This is a genomic window from Winogradskyella sp. 266wxhm, from assembly GCF_058964685.1.
Genome location: NZ_CM179559.1, coordinates 2,434,574 through 2,452,478 on the forward strand (window position 1 = coordinate 2,434,574; position 17,905 = coordinate 2,452,478).

Below are 17,905 nucleotides of genomic sequence, written 5' to 3' on the forward strand. Positions count from 1 at the left end.
TATGAATAATGTTTTTGTTATAGGCGTTGGGTTAATAGGTGGCAGTTTTGCATTGGATATAAAAGAGCTATATCCACAATGTAATATTCATGGTGTTGACAAAAATGAAAATCACCTTCAAGAAGCGAAACAGCTTGGAGTTATTGATGAAATTTCAAATTTTGAAGATTTAAAAAATGCTGAAGTTGTCGTAGTGGCCATTCCTGTAGATGCAACTTTACAAGTTTTACCAAAAGTTCTAGATCATATTTCAGATGATACTATTGTTTTTGATGTTGGTTCAACTAAAAAGGATATTTGCGAAATTATAAAGTCCCATCCAAGACGTAGAAATTTTTTAGCAGCACATCCAATTGCAGGTACCGAGTTTTCTGGGCCTAAAGCAGCAATTAAAAAGCTGTATAAAAATAAAACCAACATCATTTGTGAAGTTGAAGAAACGGCTTTTAAGCTGCAGGAAAAAGCTTTGAAATTGTTTTCAGACTTAGGAATGCGAATTCGTTACATGAATCCTGAAGCGCATGACAAACACATTGCTTATGTATCGCATTTGTCGCACATCAGTTCTTTTATGTTGGGTAAAACCGTAATCGAAAAAGAGAAAAACGAACGCGATATTTTTGATATGGCAGGTAGTGGTTTTGCAAGTACGGTACGCTTGGCTAAAAGTTCACCAGCCATGTGGACACCAATTTTTAAACAAAATAAAGCGAATGTCATTGAGACTTTAGATGAATACATTGAGAACTTAAAACACTTCAAAAAACTGATGGAAGATGATGATTTTGAAGCGGTTTTTAATGAGATGGAAACAACAAATCATATAAAAGATATCTTAAACGGAATAGAATAAAAAACTATAAAAAGATTAATAGACGTTATGGAAAATAAAAAGGAAATGAGAACATGGTTAGATGATATGAAATTAAATCATCCGTTAGTAATTGCAGGACCATGTAGTGCAGAAACAGAAGAACAAGTGTTAAAGATAGCTCACGAGCTAAAAGATACTGATGTCAATTACTACAGAGCTGGTATTTGGAAACCAAGAACCAGACCAGGAAACTTTGAAGGAGTAGGAGCTTTAGGACTAAAATGGCTTAAGAAAGTAAAAGAAGAAACAGGTTTAAAAACGGCTACTGAAGTAGCTAATAGAAACCATGTGGAATTAGCTTTAGAAAATGATATCGATTTGTTGTGGATTGGCGCACGTTCTACGGTAAGCCCTTTCATTATGCAAGAATTGGCAGATGCTTTAGAAGGAACTGATAAAATTGTCTTGGTGAAAAACCCGGTTAATCCAGATTTGGCTTTGTGGTTAGGTGGTATTGAGCGTTTACATACTGCCGGAATTAAAAATCTAGGTGCTATCCACAGAGGATTTTCAACTTATGAAAAATCAAAATATAGAAATATACCAGAATGGCAATTAGCAATTGAGTTTCAGGATAAATTTCCCGATTTACCATTAATCAATGATCCATCTCATATTACAGGAAAACGTGATATGATTTTTGATGTATCTCAGACGGCTCTAGATCTAAATTTTGATGGTTTAATGATAGAAACACATTACGATCCTGATAACGCTTGGAGTGATGCCGCTCAGCAGGTAACTCCAAAAACGTTAGTGCAAATTATGAAGGATCTTAGAATTAGAAAAGAGTCAGACCCTGAAGCAGCGTACAATTCAGAATTGGATAATCTCAGAGCACAAATTGATGTAGTAGATAATCAAATTATCGATTTGTTAGGCAAGCGTATGAAGGTTGCGGATGGTATAGGTCAACTTAAAAAGCAGAAAAACGTTGCTGTTTTACAAAGTAAACGTTGGAATGAAATTCTTGGTAAAATGGTACTTGAAGGTGAAGAAAGAGGTTTGAGTGAGGAGTTTATTTTAAGAATGTTTAAAGCGATTCACCAAGAATCAATTAATCATCAGGAGAAGGTTATTAATAGCTAATGAGCTTTTGGGGCTTTATTGATCATCAATATTAGTTTTCGCATTAAAATAAATTTTAATAGCGATAACGTATTTATTCAAAAAATGCCAACTTGATAGTGTCAAAAAATAAATAAAAAAATACGATGAAGAAAGAAGCACCAACTGAATACGAAATTCACAAATTATTAAAAGAAAGATGGAGTCCAAGATCGTTTTCCGATATGCCAATATCAGATAATGATGTGCATACTTTGTTGGAAGCAGGAAGATGGGCGCCAAGTTCAAATAATATTCAACCTTGGGTTATTATCTGGGGAAAAAAAGGAAGTGAAACCTACGATAGACTTTTTGAAAGTTTAGATGAATTCAACCAATCGTGGGCAGGTAATGCACCATTGCTTATGATTGCTGCCTATAATACTAAAATGCCAAATGGAAAAGACAATTTCCACGCACTACACGATGTAGGACTTTTTGCAATGAATATGAGTATACAAGCACAAAGCATGGGAATTGCGGTACATCAAATGGCAGGTGTGAAACATCAAGATGCAAAGAAAGAATTCAAACTTCCAGAGTATTATCATGTGGCAACAGCAATCGCTATTGGCCATTATAGTGAGGATATTGAAAACTTAGAAGGCGATTTGTTGAAAATGGAAAAAAATCCTGAGCGTAGCAGAAAACTTCAAAATGAATTTGCTTTTAATGGTGATTTTGTGGATAGAGCAGAAATAGACTAATTACTAGAATTATATAAGTTAAATAAAAGGTTCGCAACAGCGAGCCTTTTTTATTAGGTTACTTTACTTGCTGAAAAGGTGTGTTCACGCATTCCTAGTTTTTATGTTGAATATTTCATGATAGGTTTGAGCTATTAACAAAAACCAACATGTCATGAAAAAAATTACATTTTTAATTATTGCTTCAGTCTTTGCTATTACTGCATTTGCACAAATTTCTGTTTCGGGAGTAGTTGCTAATGATTCCATACCTTTGGAATCCGCTAATGTCATTGTTAAGAATTCTACTAATGGAATAGCTACAAATCAGAAAGGCGAATTCAAACTTAAAGTCAAAAAAAGGGACACACTCGTTATTTCTTATTTAGGTTACGAAACTAAAGAGGTAATTGTTTCTGATGAAAAGAAGATGAATGTAATGCTAGAGGAAGGTGGGTTACTAGATGAGGTAGTGGTTAATGCTTTTGATTCACATACATGTAAATTGAGATGTGGAGTTTGTGTTGTTTATGAAACAAGATTTGTTACAGGCTTAAATATGAATAGATTGTATCCCAACCCATCTTCAAATGGAATTTTTAATCTCAAACTCTCTGAAGGCTACGACGAGGTAAAAATAACAGTAGCAAATATGTCTGGTCAAATAGTTAAAAGTTTAGGTTATAAAAAATTCGGAAATGAGAAGCAGATAGATTTATCTCAATTTTCAACAGGAATTTATATTATAAATATTATTGCAGATGGAAAAGCTCTAGAATCAATAAAAGCCGTAAGAAATTAGAAAATAAAAGGCTCGCAACTGCGAGCCTTTTATTTTGTTATATAAACTTAAGAAAAGTTAGTCTTTCAAAGACGCCATATCAATTACAAATCGATATTTTACATCATTGCTGGTTACGCGATCATAAGCATTATTGATGTCTTGCATATTTATAAGTTCAATATCACTGGTGATATTGTGTTCTCCACAAAAATCTAACATTTCTTGAGTTTCTTTAATGCCACCAATAAGAGAACCTGCAACATGTTTGCGACCCATTATTAGTCCACCTCCGTGGAAACCTTCCATTGGTTCAACAGCTCCGACTAATACCATTGTTGAATCAATTTTCAAAAGGTTAATGTAAGGATCCATTTTATGGCCAACAGGAATAGTATTCAAAATAAAATCGAAACTACCTTGATGCTTTTTCATGTCTTCTTCATCTTTGGAAACTAATACTTCATGAGCTCCTAAGGCTTTAGCATCTTTTCCTTTTTCAGGTGAAGTCGTTATCATTACCACATGAGCTCCAAGTGCATTAGCAAATTTTACTCCCATATGTCCTAAACCGCCAAGACCAATTACTCCAACTTTATCACCTTTTTTTACTTTCCAGTGACTTAATGGAGACCAAGTTGTTATACCAGCACATAATAGAGGTGCAGCACCAGCAGGATCTAAATTTTCAGGAACTTTCAATACAAAGTCTTTATTGACCACAACCATTGTAGAGTAGCCACCATAAGTGCGTGTGCCATCAATGTGTTTGTTTACACTATTGTATGTGAATGTGGCTCCGTTCTCACAAAACTGCTCCAAATCTTTTTGGCAAGAAGGACAGGTTTGGCAAGAATCTACCAAACAACCCACACCAACTAAATCACCAGTTTTAAAATTGCTAACGTTATCGCCAACTTCTACAACTTTACCAATAATCTCATGACCAGGTACAACAGGATATGAAGATCCGCCCCAATCATTTCTTACAGTGTGAATATCACTATGGCAAACTCCACAGTGCGTTATGTCTATTTTAATATCGTCTTTTCCAACAGCTCTACGCTCAATGTCTAAAGGTTTTAAATCTTCAGTAGAAGCTGAAGCTCCGTAAGCTTTTATTGTTGTCATTAATTATGCGTTTTTTAGGGTTACTTTAAGTTCGATTTCTGTATCTAGTAATTTTGAAATAGGACAAACATCCTTAGCTTTATGGGCTATTTGTTGAAACTGCTCAGCGTCTATTTCAGGTACGTCACCTTCAAGATTTAAAGTGATTTTTGTTACCGCTCCATCTTCAAAAGTTACAGTAGCATCAACATCAAGTGTTGTTGCGGTGAAATTGTCTTCATTTAATAAAAAACTCAGTTGCATAGCAAAGCAGCCTGCATGTGCTGCACCTATAAGTTCTTCAGGGTTGGTGCCTTTTTCACCATCTTCAAATCTGGTGTGAAACGAATATTGAGTGTTTTCTAATACTTTACTTCCTGTAGTGAGGTTTCCGTTGCCGTCTTTCCCACTGCCATTCCATACAGCACTAGCTTTTCTTGTAAATTTCATAATGTTGTGTTTTTAAAATTAAACGTTTGCTTTTTCTGAAGCTTTAGGGTAATCAGTGTATCCTTTTTCTCCAGTTGTGTAGAATGTGTCTTGATCCCATTCTGCTAATTCTAAGTTATGCTCAAAACGTTCTACCAAATCGGGATTTGATATGTAAGGTTTGCCATAGGCAACCAAATCTGCATAACCATCTTCAATAACTTTATTACCTTTTTCTTGATCGAAATTAGAATTAATCATTAATGTACCATTGTATAACGGTCTAAAATGCTTGGCAATTTCTGTAACAGCATACGGAATATCAGAAACATCTGTAAAAGGCTCCGATAAGTGAACGTATGCTAAATTGTAATCATTAAGTTTTTTAATGATGTATTCAAATGTAGGTATGGTGTCTTCATCCATTGTCATACCAAAAACACCGTTGAGTGACGGGTTGAATCTCGCTCCAATTTTTTCTTCAGGAATAACTTCTTTTATCGCATCTAAAACTTCAAAAAAGAATCGTGCTCTATTTTCTTTACTTCCGCCATATTCATCTGTTCTTTTGTTTGAAGTTCCGTTAAAAAACTGGTGAAATAAATACCCATTTGAAGAATGAATTTCAACACCATCAAATCCAGCCTTTACAGCATTTGCAGCTGCGTTTTGAAAATCTTTTACCGTAGTTTTAATGTCTTCAATTGTCATTTCCTTTGGTACTACAGTATCCTTAAAACCTTCAGGTGTGTAAGATTTTGACTCTGGATTTATGGCAGAAGCAGATAATGGCAGTTCTCCATTGTGAAAATCTGGATGCGACATTCTACCGACATGCCATAGCTGTATAAAGATTTTTCCACCTTTATCATGAACACGTTTAGTGACTTTCTTCCAGCCTTCTACTTGAGCTTTTGTATGAATTCCAGGAGTATTAATATAACCTACTGCACGTTCAGAAACTTGCGAACCTTCAGTAATAATTAATCCTGCAGATGCACGTTGTTCGTAATATAGTCCATGCAGTTCATCTGTTGGAGCTTTATCTTTGTTATCGGCACGACTACGTGTCATTGGTGCCATAACAACTCTATTATCTAGTTTAATGTTTTTGTTGTAAGGGGTTAATAATGGTTGCTTGCTCATAGTTTTTTGTGTTGTAATTATACTTTTAAAAGCAGTTAGCTTTTATTGTTTTCTTTGAATAGAATCAAAGTTACGTTTTGAATATTTCAATCTTATTGACTTATGTCAATTAAGACATAATTAACTTTTTAAATTTCGCCTTACTCGACTTAAGCTTTCCGCAGAAACTCCAAGGTAGTTGGCAATATCGTAATTGGGTACTCTATCTTCTATATTCGGATAAGTATTGCAAAATTCTATGTAGCGTTGTTGGGCATTTTTCTCTAAAGAAGATAATATGCGCTTACGTTGAGAGATGAAGGCGTTAGTGACTAAAATTCGAAAATAGCGTTCAAAAATAGGAGCTTCTTCATATATCTTTTTTAGGCAATCATAATTTATAGAAAGTAGTTGTGAATTTTCAATCGCTTCAATATGCAATCTTGAAGGAACATTGTTATAGAACGCATCGAAATCACCAATCCACCAGTTTTCTACAGCGAATTGAATGATATGGCGATTGCCTTTGTCATCTAAATAATAAGCTTTTAGGCAGCCTTTTATTACAAAATATTCATACTTTACAAAGGTGCCAGGACGTAGGAGGAATTTCTTTTTGTCAACAGAAATTTCGTTAAGATGAGACGTGAAAACTTGTAAATCTTTTTCTGTAGGATTGATGTAGTTTTTAATATGTTCTGATATAATTTTACGCATATCGCAAAGATGAGTAATTGAGTTTTGTAATACTAACTCAAATAAATAAAAAAGGCTCTAATTTAAGAGACTTTTCATTTAATTGACGTGTCGTTTAAAGGTGTAGCGTGTTACAAAAATACCTTGACCATCATCTTTTCCAGCATCACTTTCAGAAGAGCTGGCTACAAAAACAAGTTCCCAGCCTTCACTGCCCATTGCTGTTAATTTAGAAGCAACAAGAGCATCATTGGCAACAATGTTTTGAAAACGAATACCTCCTAGATTGTAAAAGTTTAAGAGTTTGGTTTCTTCAAAATCTTTAACTCTGATGTCTTTTCTCTTTGATTTATTTCTTTCATGATCTTCTTCAGTTTGTTCTGATGTGAATTCAGAATAATCGCGTTCTGCATTTGAAGAAATAAGACGAGACCTTCCTAGACCATTAGGTACAATAGACTCTACACTGGTAATGACTTTGTATTCTATCTGATTTTGTTCATTATTTTCCTGTTTATTGATAAAGGAAAATGAGATAAGTCCTACAGCAATAACTGCAATGAATAATAAATTTTTTTTCATGACCGTTGATTTAATTGATTATGAGTTTAAAATAGTGATTTTTTACCATAAAATCACTTCCTTTGCTATTGTTTAATTGTTAATAATGACTGGGATAGTATATAAATCTACAGGTAGCTGGTACACAGTAAAAACCTTTAATGGCAAATTTTATGAATGCCGAATTAAAGGGCGTTTTAGGTTAGAAGGTATTAAAAGTACAAATCCCATAGCTGTTGGCGATAAAGTAGAGTTTAAGCTCGAAACAAAAAACAATACTGAAACAGGTGTTATCAATAGAATTGGTGAACGTAAAAATTACATCGTAAGAAAGTCGGTTAACCTTTCAAAACAAACCCACATAATTGCAGCCAATATAGATCAGGTTTTTTTATTGGTTACTGTCAATAATCCACCAACATTTACCAGTTTTATAGATCGCTTTTTGGTTACGGCAGAAGCCTATTCAATACAGACGATATTACTTTTCAATAAGATAGATACTTATGACGAGGAAACTTTGCTCGAAGTAAAATATCTAGCAAGTGTTTACAGACAGATAGGTTATGAGTGCATTGGTATTTCTGCAAAAACAGGAAAAAATATTGACAAAGTCAAAGCCTTAATGGAAGGAAAAGTAAGTATGTTTTCTGGACATTCTGGCGTGGGAAAATCAACTCTAGTAAATGCCATAGAACCTTCCTTAGATTTAAAGACTAAAGAAATTTCTGAACAGCACATGCAAGGGCAACACACCACAACATTTGCTGAAATGTTTGACCTAAGTTTTGATGCTAAAATTATTGATACACCAGGTATTAAAGGGTTTGGTGTTGTAGATATGGAAAAGGAAGAAGTCGGTGATTACTTTCCTGAGTTTTTTGCTTTAAAGCAAGACTGTAAATTCAATAATTGTATTCATCTTAATGAGCCAAAATGCGCTGTTAAAGAAGCTTTAGAAAATGATGAGGTTTCGTATTCGAGATATCGTAGTTACCTTCAAATTTTAGAAGGTGAAGATGAACATTACAGAACGGATAATTGGGATAAGGAATAGGAAATGAAAATAGTAATACAGCGTGTATCTGAAGCTTCAGTAACAATCAACAAAAAGAAAATAGCCAATATTAAAGAGGGTCTTTTGGTTTTGCTTGGTATTGTAAATGAAGATACCAAAGAAGACATCGATTGGTTGTGTAAAAAGCTATTAAACCTTCGTGTTTTTCCTGATGACAATGATGTTATGAATAAGTCCATTTTGGATGCCGATGGAGAGATCATTGTGGTAAGCCAGTTCACACTTCACGCCAGTACTAAAAAAGGTAACAGGCCAAGTTATATTAAAGCTGCTAAACCAGATATAGCAGTTCCTTTGTATAAGGAATTTGTGAACACGCTTCAAGCAGAATTTGGTCAACAAGTTCAAACTGGTGAGTTTGGCGCAGACATGAAAGTGGCACTAATCAATGATGGTCCAGTGACTATAATTATAGATTCAAAAAATAGAGAATAATTTTATTATGAATATTAAAAACGCACAACAAGAGGTAGATAAGTGGATAAAAGAACATGGTGTCCGTTATTTTAATGAGCTTACCAATATGGCTCAGCTAACCGAAGAAGTTGGTGAAGTAGCTCGTATTATAGCAAGACGTTATGGTGAGCAAAGTGAAAAAGAAAGTGATAAGGATAAAGACCTTGGAGAAGAATTGGCAGATGTTGTATTCGTTGTCTTATGTTTAGCGAACCAAACAGGAATAGATTTGCAAGCGTCTTTTGATAAGAAAATGGATAAAAAGACCAAACGCGATCACGATAGACACCATAATAATGAGAAATTAAAGTAGTTTTGTAGCTTTAATTTCTTAGAATTTATCCTATGGATATTACAATCCGAAAATCCAAACTTGTAAATAAGCAAACTGTAAAAATGACAGGCTCAAAAAGTGAATCTAACAGATTGTTATTATTACAATCGCTATATCCACAGATTATAATTGAGAACCTTTCGAATTCGGATGACTCTGTTCTGATGAAAAAGGCTTTAGATTCCAAAGATTCATTGATTGATATTCATCATGCAGGTACTGCGATGCGATTTTTAACCGCTTATTTTTCTACACAAGCAGGAAGGGAAATTGAAATTACAGGCTCTAAACGCATGAAAGAGCGTCCGATAAAAATTTTGGTCGATGCTTTAAAGTCTTTAGGAGCAGATATTACTTATCTTCAAAATGATGGTTTTCCACCTTTAAAGATTAAAGGGAAGCAGTTAACTAAACATAAAGTCGAATTGACTGCTAGCGTTAGTAGTCAATATATATCAGCTTTATTACTTATTGCTTCCAAATTAGAAAACGGTTTAGAAATAACTCTAAACGGAAAAATTACTTCTGTACCGTATATAAAGATGACCTTAAGCTTATTGGATGAACTCGGCATTGAAAATAGTTTTATAGGTAACCAAATTACTGTAAAACCTAGTACCAAAGATGTAAACACTAAAACGGTAGTTGTAGAGTCTGATTGGTCCTCGGCTTCCTACTTTTATAGTATTGTCGCCTTAAGAGAGGTTGGAGCAGAAATTTCTATTTCATCGTATAAGCAAGAGAGCTTGCAAGGTGATTCAGTATTGTCGGATATCTATGAGGCTTTTGGTGTAAAAACCTATTATGAGAATAATTCTATAAGGTTGGTTAAAGAGCATGTTTCAAATTCAAAATTAGAATTTAACCTTGCTGATGCTCCAGATATAGCACAAACAATAGCAGTATCAGCCTTTGGTTTGGGATTGGAGTGTTTTATGACAGGACTTCATACTTTGAAAATAAAAGAAACAGATCGTTTAGTAGCGCTTAAAACAGAATTAGAGAAATTGGGAGCTACAGTGAATATAACAAATGATTCTTTGTACCTTCAGACTTCAATTTCTATAAAAGAAAATATTAAAATTGAAACCTATAACGACCATAGAATGGCAATGGCATTTGCTCCACTGGGTTTGGTCACAGATTTAATAATTAATGATGCTGATGTCGTTAGTAAATCTTACCCTCAGTTTTGGGAAGATTTAAAAACTATTGGGTTCAATTTAAAATAAAACACCCATTTACTTGACAACCCCTATTTTGAGATTGTATATTTGCAAATTCAAAAAAACAACAATACCGTATGAAATTATCAAATTTTAATTTTGAACTTCCAGATGAATTGTTAGCTGAGCATCCTGCTGAACACAGAGATGAAGCAAGGTTAATGGTGCTTAACAGAGAAAAACAAACTATAGAACATAAGCTTTTTAAAGATATTATAGATTATTTTGATGAAGGTGATGTGATGATTCTGAATAATACTAAAGTTTTTCCTGCAAGATTATATGGAAATAAAGAAAAAACAGGTGCGCGTATTGAGGTGTTTTTGTTACGTGAGTTAAATCAAGAACAACGTCTTTGGGATGTTTTGGTAGATCCAGCGCGTAAAATAAGAATTGGTAACAAACTGTATTTTGGTGATGATGAAACTCTAGTTGCTGAGGTTATTGATAACACAACGTCTAGAGGAAGAACGTTACGTTTCTTGTATGATGGATCTTATATTGATTTTAGAAGAAAGTTAACCGAACTTGGTGAAACTCCACTTCCAAAATATATTAAAAGAGATGTTGAGCCAGAAGATGAAGAAAGATATCAAACTATTTTTGCTAAAAATGAAGGTGCAGTTGCAGCTCCAACAGCAGGTCTTCACTTCTCAAAGCATTTATTAAAACGTTTAGAAATTAAAGGTGTAGAAACTGCAGAAGTTACACTTCATGTTGGTTTAGGAACTTTTAATCCTGTTGAAGTAGAGGATTTGTCTAAGCACAAAATGGATAGCGAGGAAATTATAATTTCTCAACAAGCAGCAGATACTGTAAATAAAGGTATTGAGAACAAAAGACGTGTTTGTGCAATAGGTACAACGTCTATGCGTACTATTGAGAGTTCTGTATCTTCAAACGGAAGATTGAATCCTTATGATGGTTGGACAAATAAATTCATTTTTCCGCCATACGATTTTAGTATCGCAAACTGTATGGTTACTAATTTCCATACACCAAAATCAACGTTGTTGATGATGGTATCAGCTTTTGCAGGGCACGACTTCATGAAGAAAGCTTACGAAGAGGCTGTAAAAGAAAAGTATAAATTTTACTCTTATGGAGACGCAATGCTTATCCTTTAAGAGTAAAATATAAAACTTAAATAAAAGCCTCAATTGTGAGGCTTTTTCTTTTTAAATAAGAAACCATTTCATTTAATTACTTTTGCATAAGATGGAAGTAAAAAAGAAAGACATACGAGCATTAACTAAAGAGCAATTGCGAGAATTCTTTGTGAAACAAGGAGATAAGGCTTTTCGTGGTAATCAGGTTTACGAGTGGTTGTGGCAGAAATCGGCTCATAGTTTTGAAGATATGACCAATATATCTTTAAATACTCGCCAAATGCTAGAAGACAATTTTGTAATCAACCATATTAAGGTCGATCAGATGCAGAAAAGTTCTGATGGTACCATAAAAAATGCTGTAAGGTTGCACGATGATCTTATTGTGGAGTCTGTTCTAATTCCTACAGCAACCCGAACAACGGCTTGTGTATCTTCTCAAGTAGGTTGTAGTTTAGATTGTAAGTTTTGTGCAACAGCGCGATTAAAACGTATGCGTAACCTCAATCCAGATGAAATATATGATCAAGTAGTTGCGATAGATAATGAAAGCCGATTGTATCATGATAGACCACTGAGCAATATTGTTTTTATGGGTATGGGTGAACCTTTGATGAATTACAATAATGTTCTAAAGGCTATTGATAAAATAACTTCGCCTGAAGGTTTAGGAATGTCTCCAAAACGTATAGTCGTATCGACTTCAGGTGTACCAAAGATGATTAAGAAAATGGCAGATGATAAGGTGAAGTTTAAGTTGGCCGTATCATTACATTCTGCTATAGATGAGGTAAGAACATCAATAATGCCGTTTAATGCAACATTTCCATTAAGTGATTTAAGAGAGGCATTACAGTATTGGTATGCTGCAACCAAAAACCGAATTACCTATGAATATGTTGTTTGGAAAGGTATAAATGACAAACAAAAAGATGTTGATGCTTTGGTTGAGTTTTGCAGGTTTGCACCGAGTAAAGTAAACCTTATTGAATACAACCCAATTGATGACGGAGAGTTTCAGCAAGCTAATCCAAAAGCTTTAGATATGTACGTTAATACACTAGAGGCTAATAATATCACTGTAACTGTAAGACGAAGTAGAGGAAAGGATATTGATGCTGCTTGTGGTCAGTTGGCTAATAAAGGATAAATAAAAAAAGCGGCAATACTGCCGCTTTTTTTATTTTTAAATTCTATCAGGCTAATTCTTCACAAACTTCACAGTTTTAGAATTTCCATTAATATTTACTTTAGCTAAGTAAATACCATCTGTTAATTCAGATAGATTAATAGCTTCTCTTGAATTACTTAATTTTTTTGAAATCACATTTTTACCTGTAATAGAGTAAATTTCAATACTAGTAAGTGTAGAGGTTGACGATTCTATGTTAAGAATCTTTGTATCGTTGTCGTAATAATGATTGAAAGAACTTTTGCTAAATTCACTAATAGAAAGATTAGGGTCTGCTTCTGTAGTGAAACTCCAAACGGGACTAGCTGTGCCAGTACCACCACAGTTAACACCTTCTACATACCAGTAGTAAGTTGTGCTATACGCCCAAGTGTAAATAATGCCGTTTCCATTTCCAGCACCAGTTATAGTGCCTATGTCATCTCCTGTAGGTGTAACACCTAAACTCAAATTATAAGAGCTTGGAGCATCACCTGTGATTGGATCTGTCCAAGAAAAAGGAGTAACGAGTAAGTTTGCAGGATCAGTTGTATCAATAGCAACATCAACTGCACCATCTATAGGTTCTACCACATTATTTATGGCGTCTGGTGCTGAAAGTGTACATGAAGAAGTAGTGAAACTCCAAACAGGACTTGTTGTTGATCCAAAACAATTAATAGATTCCACAAACCAATAGTAAGTAGTATTTGGTTGCCATGTGTAAATTATACCATTACCGTTTGTTGCACCAGTTATAGTGCCTATATCGTCCCCTGTAGGCGTGGTGCCTAAACTTAAATTAGTACTTTCTACACTGCCTCCAACTGTGCCATCTGTCCAAGAGAAAGGGGTTATTAGAAGGTTGTCTGGGTCAGAATCGTCAATCATGATGTCAGTAGCACCATCTGAAGGTGTAGGTAGTGTTGCTACGCTAGGGGCAGAAGTTTCAGGACATGTACATGTAGTACATTGTATAGTGGTTAATGTGTTAGGACCGTTATTTGTTCCACATAAAGCATCTAAATGCCAAAAGACCGTTATGCCAGTCAGACCAGGTCCAGCTGTAAAAGAAACACTATTACTTCCAGAAGTTATAATAGAAGAATCTGCTGTGTTAGTTACTGTAATAAACATGCCTGTTCCAGCTACGGTATAATCAGAACCTGCTAACACATTATCTATTAAAGAAAATTCAGCATTAGGCCAGTTATTTGAGGCAATTGTTTCTGCTGCACCAGAATTGGCTAGAGTTATAGTGCTGCTTGGCCACTGCCCTCCAGTGTTAGTAGTACATTGAGCCCAAGAGTTCAAGGTAACAGCTAAACAAAAAGTAAGTAAAAAAGTAATTTTTTTCATATGTTTCTTGATTTTTAGTTATGAACTTTAAAACTACAAAGAAAACTTCTAAATAAATGTTAAAGGCTTATAATTACTTTTTTTATCACTAAAGACCAGGCATAATTTGTAGTTTTGCAGGATAAGTGTTCTCTTTAATTCTTAAATGAAAATAACCGAACAGATTAAACAACCTATTGCCTATGAAATGGAACTTTTTGAGCAAAAGTTTCAGCTTTCTATGGCGAGTAGAGTAGCCTTATTAAATAGGATAACCCATTATATCGTTAACCGAAAGGGAAAACAAATGCGTCCTATGTTTGTTTTTTTGGTGGCTAAAATGCTAAATAACGGTGAGGTTAGTGAACGCACCTATAGAGGAGCTTCGGTTATTGAACTAATTCATACAGCAACATTAGTGCACGACGATGTTGTAGATGATAGCAACAGACGTCGAGGATTTTTCTCTATAAATGCTCTTTGGAAAAATAAAATCGCTGTACTTATTGGTGACTACCTACTCTCTAAAGGTTTGTTACTTTCCATAGATAATAACGATTTTGATTTACTCAAAATCATCTCGGTTGCTGTTAGGGAGATGAGTGAAGGAGAATTACTTCAAATTGAAAAGGCTAGAAATTTAGATATTACAGAAGCTGTTTATTATGAGATCATAAGACAAAAAACAGCTACTTTAATTGCAGCTTGTTGTAGTCTTGGTGCTGCATCTGTAAAGCCAAATGGTGCGGAAGTGGAAGCTATGAGAAAGTTTGGAGAGCTAATTGGTATGGCTTTTCAAATTAAAGACGATTTATTCGATTATGGGGAAGAAGCTATCGGAAAGCCGACAGGTATAGACATTAAAGAGCAAAAAATGACACTGCCTCTAATCTATGTGCTCAATAATGCTTCAAAAAAAGAAAAGTCTTGGCTCATTAATTCTGTTAAAAATCATAATAAGGATAAAAAGCGTGTTAAAGAAGTTATAGCCTTCGTTAAAGCGAACGGCGGACTAGATTATGCTATTTCAAAAATGAAAGCTTTTCAAGAAGAGGCCTTAAATATTTTAGATACTTACTCAGATTCTACCTATAAATCTTCATTAAAACTTATGGTAGATTATGTCATCGATAGAAAAAAATAAACTTTAAAATATTGTAATTCAGTTTTTTAAAATTTATTTTAATTATTTTTTGTTTTCCAGACAACCATTAGCACAACTATTGCGTCTTTATAAGTAGAAGAGCAATCGAAACCTAGGTAATGAAAGTTATCCAACTTCATAAAAACGAATCTAAACTGATACAGAAAGCTGCGAAACAAAATCGTGAAGCACAGCATATCTTGTATGAGCTGCATGCACCAAAGATGTTAAGTGTTTGTCGCTACTATATTAAGGATGTGCATCAGGCAGAGGAAGTAATGCTTAATGGTTTTTTTAAGGTGTTCAAAAACCTCAAAAATTTTAGAAATGAAGGCAGTTTTGAAGGGTGGATTAGACGAATTATGGTAAGAGAAGCAATTTCGTATTTAAGACAAAAAAAGCAAATAGAATTTGCAGCCAAAGATGAATATTTAGAGCATGATTACTCAAATAACATTAAGTCTAATATAGAAGTTGCTGAAATACAACAGCTCATTGATAGTTTGCCCGAAGGTTATAAAGTTGTATTTGTGATGTATGCCATTGAAGGTTATAAACACCATGAAATAGCAGAGATATTAAATATTTCTGAAGGTACATCTAAATCGCAACTGTTTAAAGCAAGACAAATGCTACAGAAAAAGATAAAAGAATTAAATAACAATAGTTATGGCTCCAATTAAGTTCGAAGAACAATTAAAAGACAAGCTCGAAAAGCGTACGATGTCTCCATCAGAAGATAGTTGGTCAAAACTATCGCAACGTTTAGATGATGACGAACAGAAATCTAAAAACACCATATTTTGGTGGTTGAGTATTGCGGCTGGAATTATAATTATGATTGCAGTAACCGTTCAATTTTTTAATCAACCTGATATTGAAAATAGTTTACCACAAATTGTAGACGAAGAAGAAATAAAGCAAGAGTTAGATGATGAATCTAAAGCAATTTTTGAAGAAGAGTCTGTAGAGTTGGCTAATGAAGATGTTGTAAAAGGAGAACAAGAGCATTCTGAAAATATTAAGCAACCAGAAATTATAGATTATAAAAAAGTTGTTAATCAAAAAGAACAAAAGCAGTTAGTAAGCGATGATAAAGGTCAACAGAATAAATCAAAAGTTGGTAATCTTGAAAAACAGAATAGCATAAATCTAACACTAGATAAAGAAGCTATTGACAATGCAGTTGCAGAAACCTTAAAGGGTATTAAAGATACTAACAGTACAGTTACGGATAGAGAAGTAGATTCACTATTAAAGTTAGCTAGCAAAGAAATTTTCAAAGAACAATTACTGAAAGAAACTTCGAAGACTGTTGATGCAGAATCACTGCTTATGAGTGTAGAGGATGAAATGGGACAGTCGTTTAGAACAAAAGTTTTTGAAGCTTTAAAGGATAGCTATGAAACGGTAAGAACAGCGGTTGCGGAACGTAATAATTAAGAAGAGTTTTCAAAACTTATTGTACAGCAAATATTGAGTAAGAGCGTTTAGAATTTTACAATCACAAATCAAATTAACATCAATACATCAAAAAACGAACAGTTATGAATACAATTACACGAATGGCAATAGGCCTATTGGTATCAATGCTTGCGCTAAACAGTTTGCAAGCGCAAGAAAAGGAAGTAGACTCGGTCAACATCGAAAAAAATGCCAACCTTATTAAGATTCAAAAATTAGAATCGCTAAAATTAAAAATTGAAGAAGAGGAAAGAGAATTGCTTAAAGCTGAAATAGAAGCAATCAATAGTCGATTGGATGCAGGAAAAATAACAGCTGCTGAAGCCGAAGATTTAAAGAAAGAAGCTGCAAAAAAAAGAGCTTTAAATATAGAAAATAGATTGACAATTGTTGATAGTAAAATTGCGCTTTTACAACGTAATGAATCTGGCTACGACAATAACGATGATGACGATTCCTATGTTTTTAGTATAGGAGGAAATAATGAGTATGGAGAGGAATTTATTTTTCTAGGCAAGAAGAAAAATAAGAAAAAACCAAGAAAATATGATAGAAGAACGACTAGCGACATTGTTTTTGCATTAGGTTTTAATAATACCCTTATAGATGGAGAAAGTATAGATGATTCACCATATAAACTTGCAGGTTCTGGATTTATGGAATTAGGTTATGCTTGGAAAACAAGAATTTTTGATAACACTAATTTCTGGAGATTAAAATATGGTTTTTCTTTTCAATGGAACAAACTTAATATCAAAGACAATAATTACCTAGTAAACACAGATGGTGATGTGTCACTTCAAGAATTTCCAACAAATTTAGACAAAGCAAAATTTAGAACTACTAATTTGGTTTTTCCTGTTCACCTAGAATTTGGTCCTTCTAAAAAGATAGAAAAGGAAGATTACTTCAGATATTCTACTCACAATAAATTAAAAATAGGTATTGGTGGTTATGCAGGTTTTAATATTGGTAGCATGCAGAAACTAAAGTACAAAGAAGATGGAAATAGAGTAAAGGATAAACAAAGAGATGGTTTTGAAGTTAGTGAATTTGTTTACGGACTCAGTAGTTATGTATCTCTAGGAGATGTAGCGCTATATGTGAAATACGATCTTAATCCGTTGTTTAAAGATCAGTTAGTAGACCAGAATAACATTTCTGTCGGAGTAAGATTCGATATGGACTAAACCAATCAGTTTTTCATCAATCAATT

At 34.0% G+C, this 17,905-nt stretch carries 20 protein-coding genes; 14 read left to right on the top strand and 6 right to left on the bottom strand.

Going from position 1 to position 17,905, the window contains the following annotated elements; genetic code table 11:
* Position 1: 1 nt before the first annotated feature.
* From AC2H4K_RS10775 to AC2H4K_RS10790, 4 genes are all read left to right on the top strand, one after another.
* A complete protein-coding gene (locus AC2H4K_RS10775) occupies positions 2-853 on the top strand; it encodes a prephenate dehydrogenase (protein WP_281138903.1) in 852 nt (283 codons plus the stop codon).
* 27 nt (positions 854-880) lie between these two features.
* A complete protein-coding gene (locus AC2H4K_RS10780) occupies positions 881-1,963 on the top strand; it encodes a bifunctional 3-deoxy-7-phosphoheptulonate synthase/chorismate mutase type II (protein WP_281138902.1) in 1,083 nt (360 codons plus the stop codon).
* A gap of 125 nt (positions 1,964-2,088) precedes the next feature.
* Positions 2,089-2,688 carry a nitroreductase family protein gene (locus AC2H4K_RS10785; protein WP_493742394.1) on the top strand — a complete coding sequence of 200 codons (600 nt, stop codon included), beginning with the start codon at positions 2,089-2,091 and terminating at the stop codon, positions 2,686-2,688.
* Between the two features lie 154 nt (positions 2,689-2,842).
* Positions 2,843-3,469, top strand: a complete 627-nt coding sequence (locus AC2H4K_RS10790) for a T9SS type A sorting domain-containing protein (protein WP_493742395.1) — start codon at positions 2,843-2,845, stop codon at positions 3,467-3,469.
* Positions 3,470-3,526: 57 nt separating this feature from the next.
* Here AC2H4K_RS10790 and AC2H4K_RS10795 read toward each other — a convergent pair whose 3' ends face one another.
* The 5 genes from AC2H4K_RS10795 to AC2H4K_RS10815 all read right to left on the bottom strand — a co-directional run bounded on the left by AC2H4K_RS10795 (position 3,527) and on the right by AC2H4K_RS10815 (position 7,390).
* Entirely contained in the window at positions 3,527-4,579 is a 1,053-nt protein-coding gene (locus tag AC2H4K_RS10795; RefSeq protein ID WP_281138899.1) for an NAD(P)-dependent alcohol dehydrogenase, read from the bottom strand.
* A gap of 3 nt (positions 4,580-4,582) precedes the next feature.
* Positions 4,583-5,008: an OsmC family protein gene (locus AC2H4K_RS10800; protein ID WP_281138898.1), complete on the bottom strand. Its 426-nt coding sequence runs from the start codon at positions 5,006-5,008 to the stop codon at positions 4,583-4,585.
* A gap of 18 nt (positions 5,009-5,026) precedes the next feature.
* Entirely contained in the window at positions 5,027-6,133 is a 1,107-nt protein-coding gene (locus AC2H4K_RS10805; protein ID WP_281138897.1) for an alkene reductase, read from the bottom strand.
* A 120-nt stretch (positions 6,134-6,253) separates the two neighbouring features.
* Positions 6,254-6,829 carry a Crp/Fnr family transcriptional regulator gene (locus AC2H4K_RS10810; protein WP_281138896.1) on the bottom strand — a complete coding sequence of 192 codons (576 nt, stop codon included), beginning with the start codon at positions 6,827-6,829 and terminating at the stop codon, positions 6,254-6,256.
* A gap of 78 nt (positions 6,830-6,907) precedes the next feature.
* On the bottom strand, positions 6,908-7,390 hold the full coding sequence (locus AC2H4K_RS10815; protein ID WP_281138895.1) for a hypothetical protein: 483 nt from the start codon (positions 7,388-7,390) through the stop codon (positions 6,908-6,910).
* A gap of 85 nt (positions 7,391-7,475) precedes the next feature.
* Here AC2H4K_RS10815 and rsgA point away from each other — a divergent pair, with 85 nt between their 5' ends.
* The 6 genes from rsgA (at position 7,476) to rlmN (ending at position 12,722) form a co-directional block, all read left to right on the top strand.
* Entirely contained in the window at positions 7,476-8,426 is a 951-nt protein-coding gene (gene rsgA, locus AC2H4K_RS10820; RefSeq protein ID WP_281138894.1) for a ribosome small subunit-dependent GTPase A, read from the top strand.
* A gap of 3 nt (positions 8,427-8,429) precedes the next feature.
* Positions 8,430-8,882: a D-aminoacyl-tRNA deacylase gene (dtd, locus tag AC2H4K_RS10825; protein ID WP_281138893.1), complete on the top strand. Its 453-nt coding sequence runs from the start codon at positions 8,430-8,432 to the stop codon at positions 8,880-8,882.
* A gap of 7 nt (positions 8,883-8,889) precedes the next feature.
* Entirely contained in the window at positions 8,890-9,216 is a 327-nt protein-coding gene (locus AC2H4K_RS10830; RefSeq protein WP_281138892.1) for a nucleotide pyrophosphohydrolase, read from the top strand.
* Positions 9,217-9,248: 32 nt separating this feature from the next.
* Complete coding sequence (locus tag AC2H4K_RS10835; protein WP_281138891.1) at positions 9,249-10,469, top strand: 3-phosphoshikimate 1-carboxyvinyltransferase; 1,221 nt, start codon at positions 9,249-9,251, stop codon at positions 10,467-10,469.
* Positions 10,470-10,540: 71 nt separating this feature from the next.
* Positions 10,541-11,590, top strand: coding sequence for a tRNA preQ1(34) S-adenosylmethionine ribosyltransferase-isomerase QueA (queA, locus tag AC2H4K_RS10840; RefSeq protein ID WP_281138890.1), 1,050 nt, complete (start codon positions 10,541-10,543; stop codon positions 11,588-11,590).
* Positions 11,591-11,681: 91 nt separating this feature from the next.
* Positions 11,682-12,722 (top strand): dual-specificity RNA methyltransferase RlmN, encoded by a 1,041-nt coding sequence (rlmN, locus tag AC2H4K_RS10845; protein ID WP_281138889.1) that lies wholly within the window; start codon positions 11,682-11,684, stop codon positions 12,720-12,722.
* Between the two features lie 51 nt (positions 12,723-12,773).
* On the opposite strand, the gene AC2H4K_RS10850 is transcribed toward rlmN, so the two are convergent.
* Complete coding sequence (locus AC2H4K_RS10850) at positions 12,774-14,102, bottom strand: T9SS type A sorting domain-containing protein (RefSeq protein WP_281138888.1); 1,329 nt, start codon at positions 14,100-14,102, stop codon at positions 12,774-12,776.
* 145 nt (positions 14,103-14,247) lie between these two features.
* On the opposite strand from AC2H4K_RS10850, the gene AC2H4K_RS10855 reads away from it, so the two are divergent.
* The 4 genes from AC2H4K_RS10855 (at position 14,248) to AC2H4K_RS10870 (ending at position 17,879) form a co-directional block, all read left to right on the top strand.
* A complete protein-coding gene (locus tag AC2H4K_RS10855) occupies positions 14,248-15,225 on the top strand; it encodes a polyprenyl synthetase family protein (protein ID WP_281138887.1) in 978 nt (325 codons plus the stop codon).
* Between the two features lie 119 nt (positions 15,226-15,344).
* Entirely contained in the window at positions 15,345-15,908 is a 564-nt protein-coding gene (locus AC2H4K_RS10860; protein WP_281138886.1) for an RNA polymerase sigma factor, read from the top strand.
* Complete coding sequence (locus tag AC2H4K_RS10865) at positions 15,895-16,668, top strand: hypothetical protein (protein ID WP_281138885.1); 774 nt, start codon at positions 15,895-15,897, stop codon at positions 16,666-16,668. Before AC2H4K_RS10860 ends, AC2H4K_RS10865 begins: the two co-directional genes overlap by 14 nt.
* Before the next feature lie 104 nt (positions 16,669-16,772).
* Positions 16,773-17,879 (top strand): hypothetical protein, encoded by a 1,107-nt coding sequence (locus tag AC2H4K_RS10870; protein WP_281138884.1) that lies wholly within the window; start codon positions 16,773-16,775, stop codon positions 17,877-17,879.
* The last annotated feature ends 26 nt before the right edge of the window (positions 17,880-17,905 follow it).

What these genes read in the sequence shown, in the direction of transcription:
- AC2H4K_RS10775 (WP_281138903.1), top strand. Translation starts at nt 2, where the DNA reads ATGAATAATGTTTTTGTTATAGGCGTTGGGTTAATAGGTGGCAGTTTT.
- AC2H4K_RS10780 (WP_281138902.1), top strand. Translation starts at nt 881, where the DNA reads ATGGAAAATAAAAAGGAAATGAGAACATGGTTAGATGATATGAAATTA.
- AC2H4K_RS10785 (WP_493742394.1), top strand. Translation starts at nt 2,089, where the DNA reads ATGAAGAAAGAAGCACCAACTGAATACGAAATTCACAAATTATTAAAA.
- AC2H4K_RS10790 (WP_493742395.1), top strand. Translation starts at nt 2,843, where the DNA reads ATGAAAAAAATTACATTTTTAATTATTGCTTCAGTCTTTGCTATTACT.
- AC2H4K_RS10795 (WP_281138899.1), bottom strand. Translation starts at nt 4,579, where the DNA reads ATGACAACAATAAAAGCTTACGGAGCTTCAGCTTCTACTGAAGATTTA.
- AC2H4K_RS10800 (WP_281138898.1), bottom strand. Translation starts at nt 5,008, where the DNA reads ATGAAATTTACAAGAAAAGCTAGTGCTGTATGGAATGGCAGTGGGAAA.
- AC2H4K_RS10805 (WP_281138897.1), bottom strand. Translation starts at nt 6,133, where the DNA reads ATGAGCAAGCAACCATTATTAACCCCTTACAACAAAAACATTAAACTA.
- AC2H4K_RS10810 (WP_281138896.1), bottom strand. Translation starts at nt 6,829, where the DNA reads ATGCGTAAAATTATATCAGAACATATTAAAAACTACATCAATCCTACA.
- AC2H4K_RS10815 (WP_281138895.1), bottom strand. Translation starts at nt 7,390, where the DNA reads ATGAAAAAAAATTTATTATTCATTGCAGTTATTGCTGTAGGACTTATC.
- rsgA (WP_281138894.1), top strand. Translation starts at nt 7,476, where the DNA reads ATGACTGGGATAGTATATAAATCTACAGGTAGCTGGTACACAGTAAAA.
- dtd (WP_281138893.1), top strand. Translation starts at nt 8,430, where the DNA reads ATGAAAATAGTAATACAGCGTGTATCTGAAGCTTCAGTAACAATCAAC.
- AC2H4K_RS10830 (WP_281138892.1), top strand. Translation starts at nt 8,890, where the DNA reads ATGAATATTAAAAACGCACAACAAGAGGTAGATAAGTGGATAAAAGAA.
- AC2H4K_RS10835 (WP_281138891.1), top strand. Translation starts at nt 9,249, where the DNA reads ATGGATATTACAATCCGAAAATCCAAACTTGTAAATAAGCAAACTGTA.
- queA (WP_281138890.1), top strand. Translation starts at nt 10,541, where the DNA reads ATGAAATTATCAAATTTTAATTTTGAACTTCCAGATGAATTGTTAGCT.
- rlmN (WP_281138889.1), top strand. Translation starts at nt 11,682, where the DNA reads ATGGAAGTAAAAAAGAAAGACATACGAGCATTAACTAAAGAGCAATTG.
- AC2H4K_RS10850 (WP_281138888.1), bottom strand. Translation starts at nt 14,102, where the DNA reads ATGAAAAAAATTACTTTTTTACTTACTTTTTGTTTAGCTGTTACCTTG.
- AC2H4K_RS10855 (WP_281138887.1), top strand. Translation starts at nt 14,248, where the DNA reads ATGAAAATAACCGAACAGATTAAACAACCTATTGCCTATGAAATGGAA.
- AC2H4K_RS10860 (WP_281138886.1), top strand. Translation starts at nt 15,345, where the DNA reads ATGAAAGTTATCCAACTTCATAAAAACGAATCTAAACTGATACAGAAA.
- AC2H4K_RS10865 (WP_281138885.1), top strand. Translation starts at nt 15,895, where the DNA reads ATGGCTCCAATTAAGTTCGAAGAACAATTAAAAGACAAGCTCGAAAAG.
- AC2H4K_RS10870 (WP_281138884.1), top strand. Translation starts at nt 16,773, where the DNA reads ATGAATACAATTACACGAATGGCAATAGGCCTATTGGTATCAATGCTT.